At 74.6% G+C, this 15,259-nt stretch carries 8 protein-coding genes and 1 pseudogene; 6 read left to right on the forward strand and 3 right to left on the reverse strand.

Annotated elements, in window-relative coordinates:
- Positions 1-88: 88 nt before the first annotated feature.
- Positions 89-1,136, reverse strand: a pseudogene (locus tag BIV23_RS15840) (DUF1996 domain-containing protein); the annotation flags it as partial.
- Positions 1,137-1,572: 436 nt separating this feature from the next.
- Between BIV23_RS15840 and BIV23_RS51865 the strand changes: the two are divergent.
- A complete protein-coding gene (locus BIV23_RS51865; RefSeq protein WP_071381476.1) occupies positions 1,573-3,315 on the forward strand; it encodes a C40 family peptidase in 1,743 nt (580 codons plus the stop codon).
- A gap of 26 nt (positions 3,316-3,341) precedes the next feature.
- Here the strand turns inward: BIV23_RS51865 and BIV23_RS15850 are convergent, their stop codons facing one another.
- Positions 3,342-4,406 carry an NAD-dependent epimerase/dehydratase family protein gene (locus BIV23_RS15850; RefSeq protein ID WP_071381477.1) on the reverse strand — a complete coding sequence of 355 codons (1,065 nt, stop codon included), beginning with the start codon at positions 4,404-4,406 and terminating at the stop codon, positions 3,342-3,344.
- Between the two features lie 211 nt (positions 4,407-4,617).
- Here BIV23_RS15850 and BIV23_RS15855 point away from each other — a divergent pair, with 211 nt between their 5' ends.
- From BIV23_RS15855 to BIV23_RS15865, 3 genes are all read left to right on the forward strand, one after another.
- Positions 4,618-5,982 (forward strand): FAD-dependent oxidoreductase, encoded by a 1,365-nt coding sequence (locus tag BIV23_RS15855; RefSeq protein ID WP_071381478.1) that lies wholly within the window; start codon positions 4,618-4,620, stop codon positions 5,980-5,982.
- 370 nt (positions 5,983-6,352) lie between these two features.
- Positions 6,353-7,573, forward strand: coding sequence for a hypothetical protein (locus tag BIV23_RS15860; protein WP_071381479.1), 1,221 nt, complete (start codon positions 6,353-6,355; stop codon positions 7,571-7,573).
- 40 nt (positions 7,574-7,613) lie between these two features.
- Positions 7,614-7,835 (forward strand): hypothetical protein, encoded by a 222-nt coding sequence (locus BIV23_RS15865; protein ID WP_071381480.1) that lies wholly within the window; start codon positions 7,614-7,616, stop codon positions 7,833-7,835.
- A 1-nt stretch (position 7,836) separates the two neighbouring features.
- Here BIV23_RS15865 and BIV23_RS50330 read toward each other — a convergent pair whose 3' ends face one another.
- A complete protein-coding gene (locus BIV23_RS50330; RefSeq protein ID WP_245790544.1) occupies positions 7,837-9,351 on the reverse strand; it encodes a hypothetical protein in 1,515 nt (504 codons plus the stop codon).
- 230 nt (positions 9,352-9,581) lie between these two features.
- Between BIV23_RS50330 and BIV23_RS15875 the strand changes: the two genes are divergently transcribed.
- On the forward strand, positions 9,582-12,101 hold the full coding sequence (locus tag BIV23_RS15875) for a PP2C family protein-serine/threonine phosphatase (RefSeq protein ID WP_071381481.1): 2,520 nt from the start codon (positions 9,582-9,584) through the stop codon (positions 12,099-12,101).
- Positions 12,102-12,193: 92 nt separating this feature from the next.
- Complete coding sequence (locus BIV23_RS15880) at positions 12,194-14,932, forward strand: SpoIIE family protein phosphatase (RefSeq protein ID WP_079173184.1); 2,739 nt, start codon at positions 12,194-12,196, stop codon at positions 14,930-14,932.
- The last annotated feature ends 327 nt before the right edge of the window (positions 14,933-15,259 follow it).

Here is a 15,259-nt window from a genome sequence, read left to right on the forward strand (position 1 = left end):
GCCGGGGACGGTGCGGGCGACGCGCCGGCACTCGGTGCCGCACCCGCCGCCGTACTCGGGGCGGCCGTCGGCACGGCTGCCGTACCGGAGCCGCCGCGGCCGGGTTCGCAGGCGCGGCCGGAGTTGATGCAGTCGACCATCTCCCGCATCAGGCTCGCGTCGAAGAGGTCGACGAAGTCGCTGTGGTCGGTGACGGGCTTGTGCAACTGGTCGGGGAAGGAGTCGATCGCGAACAGCGGGACCGTACGGCCGCCGTCCCGCAGGCTCGGCGCGCGGACGTCGTAGACGATGCGCTGCACCAGCTGGGGGATCGCACGGAAGCCGGCCGGGCACGAGCCGTCGGGGCCGGTGAAGGCCATGTGCGTACGGTGGTCGGCGCTGTCCGTGTTGCGGCCGTCCCAGCAGCTCTGGAACCGGAAGGTGCGCACGACGTCGCTGCCCGCCGGGCACAGCGGGTACTTGTCCGTCAGCTGCCGGTCCTCGTAACCGGTGCAGCTCCACGAGGCGTTGGCGTTGCCGGGGCCGTTGACGACGGCCTTGGCGTCCCCGGTGATGATGCGCAGCAGCCGGGGCATGGCGGTGACCTTGCCGCGCGGGTTGCCCACGAACGTCAGCGTGACCTGATTCGGCGTGACGATCTGCCCGGCGTTGCCCTCCGTGCCGCCGCCCGGGGATTCCGCGTCGCGCTCGCGCGTGCCGTTCTGGAGGCGCAACACCGGCCAGTAGTATGAGGACTTGTCGCCCCGGTCCGCACAGCTCGTGCTCGCCTTCGCGAGGTCGTCGTCGCTCGCGAACGCGTTGTTGCCCTGGTTGCCGACGTAGTCGTGGACGTGGTGGGCGCCGTCGGCGACGCCGGGCGCGACGATGACGTTGTCGGAGTTGAACAGACCGCCCGCGTTGACGCCGCAGTCGGAGGTGAAGCTGCCGCGCGAGGCGCCGGACAGCTCGGGCGGGCTCGGGAGGCCGGGTTCCACGGAGGTGATGTCCGTGTAGTCGGAGACGACGGGGCCGTTTCCGCTCTGGCCGGCGCCGTTCTCGCCGTGGGCCGGGCCGATTGCGCTCCGCCCCTGGCCGGGGGCGCCTTGTCGAACCGTGGCGCCCGCACCGGCGGTTGCCCGGCCCGCCCCCCGCCCCTCGGCCGTCGAGACGTAGACGCCGGCCACGACCAGCGCGGCGCCGCCCAGCAGCACGGCCGCGGCGAGGGTCGTACGGCGGGCACCCGACGGATGTCCACGGTTGCTGCTCCGGCTACGGCTGGTGCGCGCCAAGGTCGTCCTCTGTGGTTCGCCGGTCTGGGTTCACCGGCCCGGGATGGAGATCCCCCGTTTCCTACGGAGGACGGCTGCGTGATGTTCAACAGGATCGCGAATTCACCAGGCTCTCACAGGAAATCGCGACTCTCGGCTCTTCCCTCTCGAACGTCACTGCGAACATCACAATTACGTATCGGACATTCCACACTCCAACCTTCACACGAGGTACACACCTTGGTTAGGTTGACGCCTGGCCGCCCGGCTCAGCCGGACGAAACGGCCCAACTGCCCTGCGGGGCAAGGAAGGAGCACGTCTTCCATGGCGCCGGAAAGCCGCGACGAGGTTCGCCAGCGGATCGATTCCCTCTACGACCGCGCGGAGTACGAGACCGGGAACTTCAACGCGACGCGGGCCATGGCCGCGGTGACGCGCTCGCGGGGCGTGCCGCTGGCCAAGCGGTCGGGGCGGCGGCCGGAACCCGCGCTGGACGAGATGGCCCGGCAGTGGTTCGACACGGCTCGCGCCAAGCTCGGCCCGACCGTCCCCGCGGCTCTGCCCGCGGACCGGCTCCCCGACCGCTCGCCGGCTCCCGCGCGCTCCCGGGAGCTGCCCGGCGGTGACACACCGGTCGTCCGCCGCCCTCTGGAACTAGAGCAGTCCCCCGTCCGCCGCGCGGTGGCCGAGCTGACCGCAGGCGGCTCCACCCAGGACGCACCGAGCGACGGCGGGCGTGCCGCCCTTCCGGTCTCCCGGCCGACCGAACTGCCGGGTGGGCCGGCACAGTTCGGGACGCCGGGCGCGCCGGGGCCGGGCGGACAAGGGTCGGTGGGATCGATGACCCCCGGTCCGCTGGAGGCGACGGCCGTCATGGCGCCGCTCGCGCCGGGACCCGCCACGTCCATGGCTCCGGGCACGCAGGGTGCGGCCACCCTGGCGGCGCCTGGCACGGCGGATGCCACGACGCTGATGACGCCCGGCACACAGGGGGGAGCCGCCTGGACGGCCGGTGACGTTCAACCGGGTACGGGGGCGGCCCTGATGGCACCCACAGCAGTACAAGGGGCGTCGACACTGATGGCCCCCAGTGCGCAGGATGCCGCAGCCCTGATGGCGTCCGGTGCGCCGGAGGCGACGGCGCTCACGGCCCATGGCGCGCAGGGCACGCCGTTCGGACGCGGCCCTGCCGAGACGGTCGCCCCGCCGGTCACCGAACCGCCTGCCGCCCCGGCCACGCCCGTACGGGAACCCAGGATCCTTCCCGGTGCCGCCGTGCCCGGCCGTCCCTCCCTCGCCGCCTCGAAGGCGAGCAACCAGCGCAAGCTGGCGGCGGCGAGCGACGTCCTCTCCCGGTACGCCGCCCGATTCCCGGTACCCGCAACGGCCGTACCGGCCGCGCCCGTGACGACGCATCCCCCCACGGTCGCGCCCGCCCGGCCCGACGCGGCGCAGGCCGGCGCGGCCCTGACCGGCTGGGCAACCGGTCAGTGGCAACAAGCCCAGTGGGGCCCGACGCCGGGTGGACCCGCAGCGGCGGCGCAGGAACCGGGCGGGACCGCAGGGCCGGACGCCGCCGCCTCAGCCACCACCACGGGCTCCTTCCCGCCCCCGGCGTTCACCGCACCCGACACCGGCGCGATCCCGTACCCGGCGGCGCCCGCCACGCCCGCCGGCACCCCCTCCCCCACCCCCGAGTCGTCACGGGCCGCCCGTGCCGCCACGGCCATCGCGTTCGCTCGGGGGCAGATCGGGAAACCGTGCGTGTGGGGGGCGATGGGGCCGGGTTCGTACGACTGCTCCAGCCTCACGCAGGCCGCCTGGCGGTCCGCCGGGGTCACGCTGCCGCGTGCCGCGCACGAGCAGGCACGCGCCGGCGCCCCGGTGACGCTCGCCGGGGCCGAACCCGGTGATCTGGTCCTCTTCTTCGACGACGACCGGCACGTGGGCCTGCATGTCGGCGGCGGCATGATGGTCCACGCGCCGGGGCCGGGGTCGACGATCCGCGAGGAGTCGATCTACGGTGCCGGGGAGGCGGCGATCCACCGGATCGTGCGACCCGCCTGACCCCCGGCGCGACCTGCCCCGGGGGCTCAGCCGTGGCGCCGGCGCCGGTGTGCGCGCCGGCTCTCGTAGTGGTCCAGCAGGGTCTCCTCCAACGGCCGGTAGGTCAGGCCGAGTTCACGGATGCCACGGCTGTTGTCGACGCGGAAGCGGATGCCGAGGTGCTTGCTGATGTAGTCCTGGGTGAGGCCGAAGGCGGGGCCCAGGATCCGAACCGGCCAGTGCGGGAGCCTGGTGCGCGGCAGCCGCAGGTCGCGCGGGTGGTGGGCGCGGAGGATGCGGGACATCTCGTGGAACGACGCCATGGTCTCCGCGGCCACGATGTACCGGCCCCGGGCCGCCGGGTTCTCCGCCGCCGCGAGGTGCGCGTCGGCGACGTCCCGGACGTCGGCGGTGGTGAAGCTGAAGTCCGGTGCGCCGTAGCAGAAGCAGCCCCGCAACAGCTCGTCCAGCAGGAAGAGACTGCCGGAGTCGGAGGCGGGGGTGAACGAAGGGCCCAGGACCAGCCCGGGGTTGACCGACACCATGCGCCAGCGGTCCTGCGCGGCCGCCGCCTCCCAGGCGGCGCTCTCCGCAAGGGTCTTGGCGTAGTGGTAGGGGTTGTTCGAGGCCGTGCTGGTCGTGTTGACGTAGCGCTCCGACAGCACCTGGCCGTCCATCCCGAGCACGTCGGCGTAGTCACCGAAGATCGCGCCGACGGTCGAGGTGAACACCAGGGTGCCGACGTCGGGGGTGCGCTCGACGGCCCCGAGGACGTTTCGGGTGCCGAGCAACGCCGGGTCCACGACGTCCCGCCGGCCGTCCCGGATGCGTTCCGGCATGAGGAACTGCGAGGCCACGTGGAAGACGGTCGAGCAGCCGCCGAACGCCTCGTCGAACGAGCCCTCCCTCAGCAGGTCGGCTTCGTGCAGGACGAGTCGACCGGGGAACGCCTCCTGCAGCTCCCACAGCGGTCGGACCTTGCGGGCGTCGGCGGCGTCGCGCACGGTCGCGTGCACCACGCAGCCCCGTTCCAGCAGACGCCGCACCACGTGGCTGCCGACGAAGCCGCTGCCACCCGTCACCGCCACCGTCGTCCCCGCGAGTCCGCCCACGCTTCCCCACCCTCCACGGCCGGCCTTCACAGTCCCGGCCAGGATCCCTGCGGTCGCCCCCGCGAGGAACCCCTTGCATAAGGAACACCTGAACAACCCATAAGATCACCTTATGAGGTCATAGACGGGACCCCCGTACTAACTTAGGGATGCCTTAGTTTAGGCTTCCTCCCATTCGAGCCGACTGTCCACGTTCGAAGGGAACCTGATCATGCCGCGCCCCCTGCGGGTAGCCATCGTCGGAGCCGGTCCCGCCGGGATCTACGCCGCCGACGCCCTGCTCAAGTCCGAGGTGGCCGCCGACCCCGGCGTGTCCATCGACCTCTTCGAGCGGATGCCCGCACCGTTCGGTCTGATCCGGTACGGCGTCGCCCCCGACCACCCGCGCATCAAGGGCATCGTCACCGCCCTGCACCAGGTGCTCGACAAGCCGCAGATCCGGCTGTTCGGCAACGTCGACTACCCGACCGACATCAGCCTGGACGACCTGCGCGACTTCTACGACGCGGTGATCTTCTCCACGGGCGCGACGGCCGACCGCGAGCTGCCGATCCCCGGTATCGAGCTGGACGGCTCCTACGGCGCCGCCGACTTCGTCTCCTGGTACGACGGCCACCCGGACGTGCCGCGCACCTGGCCGCTTCAGGCCGAGAAGGTCGCCGTGCTCGGCGTCGGCAACGTCGCCCTCGACGTGGCCCGCGTGCTCGCCAAGACCGCGGACGAGCTGCTGCCGACCGAGATACCGCCGAACGTCCACGACGGTCTGAAGGCCAACAAGGCCGTGGAGATCCACGTCTTCGGCCGCCGGGGCCCGGCCCAGGCCAAGTTCAGCCCGATGGAGCTGCGCGAGCTGGACCACTCCCCCAACATCGAGGTCGTCGTCGACCCCGAGGACATCGACTACGACGCGGGCTCGATCGAGACGCGGCGCGGCAACAAGCAGGCCGACATGGTCGCCAAGACGCTGGAGAACTGGGCGATCCGCGACGTCGGCGAGCGGCCGCACAAGCTGTTCCTGCACTTCTTCGAGTCCCCCACGGAGATCCTCGGCGAGGACGGCAAGGTCGTCGGCCTGCGCACCGAGCGCACCGCCCTCGACGGCACCGGCAACGTCAAGGGCACCGGCGAGTTCAAGGACTGGAACGTCACCGCGGTCTACCGCGCCGTCGGATACCTCTCCGACAAGCTCCCGAAGCTGCCCTGGGACATAGCCTCGGGCACCGTCCCGGACGAGGGCGGCCGGGTCGTCGAGGAGGGCGGCGGCCACCTGCAGTCCACCTACGTCACCGGCTGGATCCGGCGCGGACCCGTGGGCCTGATCGGCCACACCAAGGGCGACGCCAACGAGACCGTGGCCAACCTGCTGGACGACCACGCGAACGGCCGCCTGCACACCCCGGCCTCGCCCGAGCCGGAGGCCGTCGACGCCTTCCTCGCCGAGCGCGAGGTCCGCTTCACCACCTGGGAGGGCTGGTACAAGCTGGACGCCGCCGAGCGCGCGCTGGGCGAGCCGCAGGGCCGCGAGCGCGTGAAGATCGTCGAGCGTGCGGACATGCTGCGGGAGAGCGGGGCGTAAGGCCCTGGTCAGCGGGGTGTGAGGCCTGGTCCGGAGAGGTCCCGGATTCCTGTACGGCCCGGAGGGAGCCGGCGTCGTCGCGCCGGCCCCCTCACCCCGCTCCGGGCCCGGCCCGAACGGGGTCCACCCCTATGCGGATGGGCGGGCGGACCCCGTTCGCCGACCATTGTCGGGGACCGGAACAGGCCCCGGCCATGTGCGCACGGCGCCCACCCGTCGCGTTCCGCGCGCACCCCGTGCGTACGGCGCACACGTCGTGCACCAGGGCGCTCGCCCGGCGGCACGCGCCGCCGCCCGGCCCCGGACGCGACGCTTCCCGGCCGAGCGGTGATACTGGGAAGCTCACCCGCCCCCATCAGCAGATTGGCCCATGTCGAACTCCGCCACCGACCGCGCCGCCGCCCCGCAGACCCTCTGGGCGGTCCGCGGCCGCCATACCGGTACCGCCCCCGACGAGGTCGTGCGCCGCACCCTGCGCCGGCACAAGGACAGCGGGGACATCGACGACTTCGCCGAACCGGCCGTACCCGAGGGCACGGCCGGACGGGTCTTCGAGGCGCGCTGGCGGGCCGCCGGCACCGTCACCGTGCGGGCCCGTCTCACCCTCGTACCGAACGAGGGCCGGCCGCAGGGCCACGAGTGGCGGCTCGTCGCCGAGGCGGAGCGCCCCTGGGACGAGACCTGGCCCTCGCCCGCGACCCTGTTCTGGCCCGAGAGCGGGACCGGCGCAGGCGACGAGGGTTCCTGGGACCACCACGCCACGGTCACGGGCGTACGCCTGCGGCAGGTCAACACGCTGCCCGAGGACGACAAGGAGATGCGCCGCCGACTGCGGGACGTCGCCCGCGAGGGGTGGTGCGTCAACGTCGTCGTGCACGAGGCCATGACCCCGGACGCGCAGGGCCGGCTGCCGCTGGCCCGGCTGCTGCCGCCCGGTCTGCGGCACCGCGTGGTGGAACACCGCACGGCCCCGCACCAGTTCCGCGCGGTCAACTACGCGCTGAAGGACCTCGGTGTCGAGGTCCCGCGCGGCGGTGCCGTCGTACTGCCGCCCGACCCGGCGCCCAAGGGCTACGACGGCGCGGTGCACCGCGTGCGCAGCGTCTTCCTGGACGGCACCGAGCCGCGGGAACTCTTCGCGGCCCTGCGGCACTTCGCCGCCCTGCCCCGGCCCCTGCCCCGGGAGACCGAGGAGGCACTGGACGATCTGCGCGAACACTGGACCCTGTTGACCCTCCCCGAGGAACTGGAGCGCGAGCGGCGGCTGGCCGCCCGGTACGCCGAGGCCCTGGAGGCGATGACGAAGTCGCGGGACCTGTACAAGGCCGCGGCCGAGCAGGCTCTGGAAGCCCTGGCCGCGTACCGCGACGTCCCCGCCCCCGCGTCCGCGCAGGAACGGCCCGCGGCCCGCACGCCGGGGGCGTTCCAGCAGCTGACCCGCACGTTCGAGCGGCTGCGGTTCACCGCCAAGGGGCAGCGGGAGCAGACGCACGCCCCGGACGACGCGGCGGGGGGCACCCCGGCGCCGGGCGCACCGGACGCGCCCGCCGGTCACACGCCCGAGAACAGCGGCACGGACCGGAATCCGTGACCCGCGAGCAGCACGCGGAACGGGGCCGGAAGGAGACGGCATGGACACCACCACGATCGACCGGGCCCGGCGCTCCGACGCCGCCGCCCGGCTCGCGGACGGCGTACGGCGCGGCTGGGCCGGGGTCCACCCCGAGGACGTCGCGATGTGCCTGGAGGCGGACGCCGTCCCGTTCGCCATGACGGCCGCCCGCACGGACGGCCGCCTGGAGTTGCGACCGGTGTACGCCGACGGGGCGGAGCCGGCCCCTGGGGCACACTGAGTCAGCTCGCGGCGCCGCGCCCGCCGACCAGGACGGCCAGCAGCACCACCAGGGCCGCCAGCGCGGTCGCGAGCGCCGCCGTACCCGCGAGCCACCGCGGGGCCAGGGTCAGGTCCCACAGCCGCAACGCGTCCGGCAGGCCGAGCCGCCCGCGCAGCAGTTGGCCCGCGGCGAGTGCCGCGCCGACGCCGAGCGCGACGGTCGCCGTGCCGAGCCGGAGCAGCGTCGTGCGCAGCGGCAGGGCGAGCACCAGCGCCAGCAGCAGGCACAGCACAGCGGCGACGGCACCGGCGACGAGCACTCCCTGGCGCGGTCCGCCCCAGGAGCGCGGGGCGTGGGCCACCCCGCACAGGAGCACGAGCAGCGCGGCGCCCCGGGCGGGCCATACGGCCGCGCGTGAACTCCGGCGGCCCCGCGCCCCGCAGGTCACAGCGCCGTCCTCGGCCCGCAGCCGCTCCGGCCCGTCCGTCAGCGGCCGGGCCTTCGCCCGTGCGTCCGTCGTCGCCGCGTCCGCCGTACTCGGAACCGGATCCGTCCTCTCCTCCGCCGCCTCCGCCGCCTCCGCCGCCTCCGCCGCCTCTGGCGCCTCCGCCGCCTCTGGCGCCTCTGGCGCCGTCGGCCGGTCCGCGACCCGCTCCGGCGCCGTCGACCGCCACGTCGCCCACTCGGCCGCGATCGCGGCGGCCGCCCTCCGGTCCCGCACGCACCTGCGCCTCGCCGCCCGTGGCTTCTCCCGCGCGGGCCCACCGTTCGCGGTCCGGCCGACGGGCGGGATCGGCATGGTGCCGGTGCCGCGGACCGCCGCGGCGGGCACGAGGTGGACCGGGCCGGACTCGAAGGCGGTGCGGTCCGTGGCCAACCGGCCGATCAGCTCGGCGAGTTCCTCCAGGGGCAGGTTGACGGCCGCCGCCCGCAGGACGGTCTCCCGGCAGTGGGGCTCCACCGGCGCGTGGTGCAGCAGCCGTATCAGCCGGGTGACCTCCGCCACGGGACGGCCCCGGGCGGCGGCACGGATCGCCTCGTCGGCGCCGTCGGTCCCCCGGGGCGGCCGGGTGAGCAGGGCGACCAGGCGGGCGAGATCCTCCACGGAACGGCCGAGGCCGATCGCACGCAGCGCGTCCGCCGTGGCCCGGGAGTGCTCGGGCGAGCTCTCCAGCAGCGTGATGAGCCGGACGACGTCCTCGATCGGCCGGTCGGCCACCGCCGAGTGGACCAGGCCGTGCAGGGGATCGTGGGCCGGCACTCCGTCGCCGTCACAGCCACGCCCGTCGGCCGCCTCGCCCTCGACGGAAGCCTCGACCCCGGCGGACCCCCCGGAAATCTCACGCGGGCCCTCGTACGGGAGCTCCTGCGGTATCTCCTCCGGGCATGGCTCGAAGTCCTCGGGCACCGGTCGTGGTGACAGCGCCGGCGGTGATGCCAGAAGGTGCGGGAGCGGGGCGTGGACGCCGAGGGTGGCCGGTGCGGGGGCCATGAGGGCGTCGTCGGGGCGGGGGGACGAAGAGCAGGTGGTCATCTCGGCTCCAGTCGACGGGGTGCGGCCACCTCTGCGCCCCCCTCGTACGGCAGCAGCAGTACGCCTCCATTACGCCTCCATTAGGAAGAGCCGTCCGCCGAACGTGCCACCCGGGCCTCCCCGTGAATAGGCCAGGTGAGTGGTGCGCATCTGAGGTGCGTTCCGTACTCCTCCTGGCGCATTCTTGCTGTGTCAGCCACCCGGAGGGCGCACGGGACGAGGTAGGGCCGATGGCTGGGAGCGGCGGCGAGCAGGTGGTCGGTACGCGGGCCAGGCTGGCCGCGCTGCTGACCGACGCCTCGACCGGCGCGCTGGGTGTGGCGGGCGGCGGGGTGGCGGCGGTGTATCTGCGCTCCGGCACGCCGGGCCTGTTGCGGCTCGCGGTGCTCTGCGGACTGCCCGGCCCGCTGTTCCGCCCCTGGTGGCGGCTGCAGGTCGGCCGTCCCTTCCCCGCGGCCGACGCCTACCGCCTCGGGGTCCGGGTGGTGCTGGCCAACGCCGCCGAGACGGTGCGCCGGTATCCGCAGTTCGCGGCGGGACTGCCCTTCCCGCTCGGGTCGGTGCACGTCCCGGTGCCGGGGGGCAGCGAGCCGCTCGGCGTGCTCTCGGTGCTGCGCCCGGCGGAGAGCGACACCCCGGCCCAGGAGCTCGACCAGGAGTTGCTCGCCCGGCTCGCCGAGGGGCTCGGCGCCGAACTGCTGGCGCTCGCCGCCGGGGACGCGAGCGCGATCGTGTGGGACGCCGAGCCGCTCGGTGTGCGGCCGCCCTCCAGCCGGCCCGCGCGGGCCGGTCTCGGGCGGTTCAGCTGGGATCCGCGGACCCGCGCGGTGCGCGCGGACGACTGCCTGTACGGCCTGCTCGGGCTGCGGCCCGGCGAGTTCGCCGGGACGGACACGGCGCTCGCGGACGCCGTGGCCCCGGTCGACGCGGACCGGATCCTGGCCGCCCTGCGCGATACCGCCGCCGGGAAACCGCCCGGCGCGCCGCTGACCCTGCGGGCCCCGGGCGGCACGCCGCGGCTGCTGGACCTGTGGCCGACCACGGAGGAGGTCGGCGGGCGGGTCGGCGGCGTGGTGTTCGACCCCGGACCGGGCGCCGCCGCGGACGGCGCGGCGGATCTGCTGCCGCAGGGGGTGCTCTGCCTGGACCGGCTGGGGCTGGTCGTGTACGTCAACGAGGCCGCGGCCCGGCTCACCGGGCGGGAGCGGGAGCTGCTGCTCGGACGGCCGCTGTGGGAGGCGCTGCCGTGGCTGACCGGGCCGCCGTACGACGACCATCTGCGCGGTGCGCTGCTGGCCGCGGACCCGGTGCACTTCCACGCACAGCGCCCGGCCGGTGCGGGCGGCCAGGCCGGCGGGGGCGACTGGCTCGCCGTGTCCGCGCATCCCGGGGCGGACCTGCTGACCTGCACGCTCGTGCCGGCCAGCCGGATGGACACGCCCGTCGGGCCGGTCTCCGAGGCGCGTGCGCCGGAGAATCGGCAGAGTCCGCAGAGTCCGGCGGACCACTCGATGACGCCGCTGTACCGGCCGATCGCGCTGGCCATCGCACTGACGGACGCGGTGACCGCCCGGCAGGTGTCGGCGGTGGTCGTGCAGGAGCTGCTGCCGGCGTTCGGCGGCCGCCGCCTCGCCATCTACGTGCTCCAGGAACGGCATCTGTACCTCGCCTGGGAGAGCGGCTTCCCGCAGGGTTTCCTCGCCCCGTTCGAGGGCACCGGCCTCGACGCGCACCTGCCCGGTGTGGAGTGCCTGACCACGGGACGGCCGCTGTTCTTCGAGTCGATGCAGCAGATGGCGGCCGCCTATCCGGGGATGCCGCTGGACGCCGACGAGGGCGCCCGCGCGTTCCTGCCGATGATCGCTTCCGGCCGGCCGGTCGGCTCGTGCATCCTCGGCTTCGACGGCAGACGCTCCTTCACCACCGAGGAACGTACGGTCCTCACCGCGCTCGCCGGGCTGATCGCGCACGCGATGGAGCGAGCGCAGCGCTACGACAGCGAGGCCGCTCTCGCCCGCGGCCTCCAGCAGGCCCTGCTGCCGCACCGGCTGTCGGCGCACCCCCGGGTGGAGACGGCGGGCCGCTATCTGCCCGGCACGCAGGGCATGGACGTCGGCGGCGACTGGTACGACGTGGTGGAGGCCGGTGACGGGATCGCGCTGGTGATCGGCGACGTGCAGGGGCACGGGGTGCAGGCGGCGGCGACGATGGGCCAGCTGCGCAGCGCCGTGCGGGCGTTCGCGCTCGGCGACCGGCCGCCGGACGAGGTGATGTGCGGCACCAACCGGCTGCTGATCGACCTCGACCCCGGCCAGTTCGCCAGCTGCTGCTATCTGCGGCTGGACCCGGCCACCGGCCGGGCCGTGGTCGCCCGGGCCGGGCATCCGCCGCCCCTGCTGCGCTGCCCCGACGGCAGCACCCGTGTGCTGGACCTGCCCGGCGGGGTCGTCCTCGGCGTGGATCCGCACGCCCGCTACCCGGTGGCCGGGCTGCTGCTGGAGCCGGACGCGATCCTCGCCCTCTACACGGACGGGCTGGTGGAGCGGCCCGGTGCCGACATCGACGACGGAATCACCGCGCTGCGGCTGGCGCTCGGCAGGGCCGGGGCCACCGCCGGGACGCGCGGCGGGCGGTCGTTGGCCGGGGTCGCCGACCGGCTGACCGCCTCCGCCCGGCTGGCCGCCGACCGCCCCGACGACGTGGCGCTGCTGCTCGCCGCCCGGCGGTCGGCCCGGCCGTCGGGCCCGTGACCGCACGCCGCGCGCCGCGCGCCGCGACCGTACGACCATCGACGATGGTCACGGTCTCGCTTGAGCGGGCCGGGCAGTGTAGACATGGGCACATGGTGCGACTGTCCGGCCGAAACTCGACGCGGCCGCCCCGCGCGTCCGGACGCCCGGACGCACCGCAGGGCCCCGCGCCGGACGCCCCGGGCGGCGACGGCGCCGGGACGGGCAAGCTGCGCGCGGCGGTGACCGGTCGCAGCGTCGCCGGGCAGGTCTTCCTCCTCCAGGTCGTGATCGTGCTGCTGCTGGTCGTCGCGGCCGTGGTGGCGCAGGTGCTCCAGGTACGCCGCGACAGCGACACGGAGGCCGGCAACCGCTCGCTCGCGGTCGCGGAGACGTTCGCCAACGCACCGGGCACGGCGGCCGCGCTGCGCACCCCGGATCCGACGAAGCTCCTCCAGCCGAAGGCCGAGGCCGTACGCAAGGCGACCGGCGTCGACTTCGTCGTCGTGATGAACACCGACGGCATCCGCTACACGCACCCCAAGCCGGACCGCATCGGCAAGAAGTTCGTCGGCACCATCGCCCCGGCGGTGGCCGGGGGCATCGTCACCGAGCACGTCAACGGCACGATAGGGCCACTGGTGCAGGTCGTCGTGCCGGTGAAGGACTCCGCCGGCACGGTGGTGGGCCTGGTCTCGGCTGGCATCACCACGGCGCACGTCGGCGGGACCGCCGACCAGCAACTGCCCCTGCTGCTCTGGGCGGCAGCGGCGGCGCTCGCGCTCGCGACCGGCGGCACGGCCCTGGTCAGCAGACGGCTGCTGCGCCAGACGCACGGCCTCGGCCCGCACGAGATGACCCGGATGTACGAGCACCACGACGCGGTGCTGCACGCGGTCCGCGAGGGCGTGCTCATCGTCGGCGACGACGCCCGGCTGCTGCTCGCCAACGACGAGGCGCACCGGCTGCTGGGCCTGCCGGAGGACGCCGAGCGGCGCAGCGTGCTGGAGCTGGGCCTGGACGACGAGACGGCGGCCCTGCTGGCCTCGGGCCGGGTGGCGACGGACGAGGTGCACCTGGTCAAGGACCGGCTGCTGGCGATCAACCAGCGCCCCACCGATCTGCGCGGCGGCCCGGCGGGCAGCGTGACCACGCTGCGCGACTCGACGGAGCTGCGGGCCCTGTCGGGCCGGGCGGAGGTGGCACGCGAGCGGCTGAACATGCTGTACGACGCCGGTGTGGGCATCGGCACCAGCCTGGACGTGACCCGCACCGCGGCGGAGCTGGCCGAGCTAGCGGTGCCCCGGTTCGCGGACTTCGCGACGGTGGACCTGTTCGACGCGGTGCTGCACGGGGAGGAGCCGCGGCCCGGCACCGCGCTGCGCCGCGCGGCCGGCGCCGGGGTGCGCGACGGCTCCCCGCTGTACCCGGTGGGCGAGCACATCAGGTTCGTCGCCACCTCGCCGCAGGCGCGCAGTCTGACCACCGGGCAGTCGGTCGTGGTGCCCCGGCTGCGCGAGGCTCCGGGCTGGCGGGCCCAGCATCCGGAGCGCACCGACCAGGTGCTGGAGTTCGGCATCCATTCGATGATCACCGTGCCGCTCAGGGCGGGCAGTCTGGTGCTGGGGGTGGCGAACTTCTGGCGCTCGGAGAAGCCGGAGCCGTTCGACTCGGAGGAGCTGGCGCTCGCCGAGGAGCTGGTCGCGCGGGCGGCGGTGTCGATCGACAACGCCCGCCGGTACACCCGCGAGCACAGCATGGCGGTGACGCTGCAGCGCAGTCTGCTGCCGCGCACGCTGCCCGAGCAGGGCGCGCTGGACATCGCGTACCGCTATCTGCCGGCGCAGTCCGGGGTGGGCGGCGACTGGTTCGACGTGCTGCCGCTGTCCGGTGCCCGGGTGGCGCTGGTGGTGGGCGACGTGGTGGGACACGGGCTGCACGCGGCGGCCACCATGGGCCGTCTGCGCACGGCGGTGCACAACTTCTCGTCGCTGGATCTGCCGCCGGACGAACTCCTCGGTCTGCTGGACGAGCTGGTGGGCCGGATCGACCAGGACGAGACCTCCGCCGACGGCTCGGCGGCGATCACGGGCGCGACCTGTCTGTACGCCGTCTACGACCCGGTCTCCCGGCACTGCACCCTGGCCCGGGCCGGTCATCCGCCGCCCGCGGTGGTGCACCCGGACGGCAGGGTGGAGTTCCCGGAGGTGCCGGCGGGTCCGCCGCTGGGCCTGGGCGGGCTGCCGTTCGAGACGGCCGAGCTGGAGCTGGCCGAGGACAGCCGGCTGGTGCTCTACACGGACGGGCTGGTGGAGGACCGGGACCGGGACATCGACGAGGGTCTGGAGCTGCTGCGCGACGCCCTGGGCCGGACGCCGGACGCCTCCCCGGAGGAGACCTGCCGGACGGTCCTGGACCGGCTGCCGGCCCGGCCGAGCGACGACGTCGCACTGATCGTCGCCCGCACCCGGGTGCTGGGCGCCGACCGGGTCGCCGAGTGGCAGGTGCCCGCGGACCCCGCGGCGGTGTCCGAGGTGCGGGCCTCGGTGACGCGGACGCTGACCGAGTGGGGCCTGGAGGAGCTGGACTTCACGACGGAGCTGATCCTGAGCGAGCTGGTCACCAACGCCATCCGGTACGGCCGCGCCCCGATCGGGGTACGGCTGCTGCGCGAGCGCACGCTGATCTGCGAGGTCTCCGACGCCAGCACGACCTCGCCGCATCTGCGGTACGCGGCCAGCACGGACGAGGGCGGCCGGGGGCTGTTCCTGGTCGCGCAGATCGCCGAGCGCTGGGGCACCCGGTACATCCCCAACGGCAAGATCATCTGGGCGGAGCAGCCGCTGCCGTGACGGCCGCGGGAGGGGGCCGGGTGCGCCGCGGCAGTTGCGGGCGGCCGGTGCGGAGCAGCCGCTCGGGTGGCTCTGGTGGTAGGGCGGGCCACGACCGCCGTCGCGAGGCGGTGCGCGAACTCTCCCGGTACGAAGGACCGTTGGCGGACCGGCCGGACCGCTGTCCGCCGGTGTTCCGCGCGGTCCTGGCCGTCTGTTGCGGCTGCGCGCCCGGCCGGCGGCCACGCAGCTGCGGCCGCGCTCGGTGTCGCCGCCGGGCCGGGACTCGCGGATCCTTGGCCTGACCGCGGCCGGGATGCCGGGCCCGCCGGCCGAGCCGTTCGCGCC

This window comes from Streptomyces monashensis (genome assembly GCF_001866665.1).
GTDB classification, from domain to species: Bacteria; Actinomycetota; Actinomycetes; order Streptomycetales; family Streptomycetaceae; genus Streptomyces; species Streptomyces monashensis.

Coding starts and splice junctions, on each gene's coding strand:
- BIV23_RS15880 (WP_079173184.1), top strand. CDS start 12,194: ATGGTGCGACTGTCCGGCCGAAACTCGACGCGGCCGCCCCGCGCGTCC.
- BIV23_RS15860 (WP_071381479.1), top strand. CDS start 6,353: ATGTCGAACTCCGCCACCGACCGCGCCGCCGCCCCGCAGACCCTCTGG.
- BIV23_RS15865 (WP_071381480.1), top strand. CDS start 7,614: ATGGACACCACCACGATCGACCGGGCCCGGCGCTCCGACGCCGCCGCC.
- BIV23_RS50330 (WP_245790544.1), bottom strand. CDS start 9,351: ATGACCACCTGCTCTTCGTCCCCCCGCCCCGACGACGCCCTCATGGCC.
- BIV23_RS51865 (WP_071381476.1), top strand. CDS start 1,573: ATGGCGCCGGAAAGCCGCGACGAGGTTCGCCAGCGGATCGATTCCCTC.
- BIV23_RS15855 (WP_071381478.1), top strand. CDS start 4,618: ATGCCGCGCCCCCTGCGGGTAGCCATCGTCGGAGCCGGTCCCGCCGGG.
- BIV23_RS15875 (WP_071381481.1), top strand. CDS start 9,582: ATGGCTGGGAGCGGCGGCGAGCAGGTGGTCGGTACGCGGGCCAGGCTG.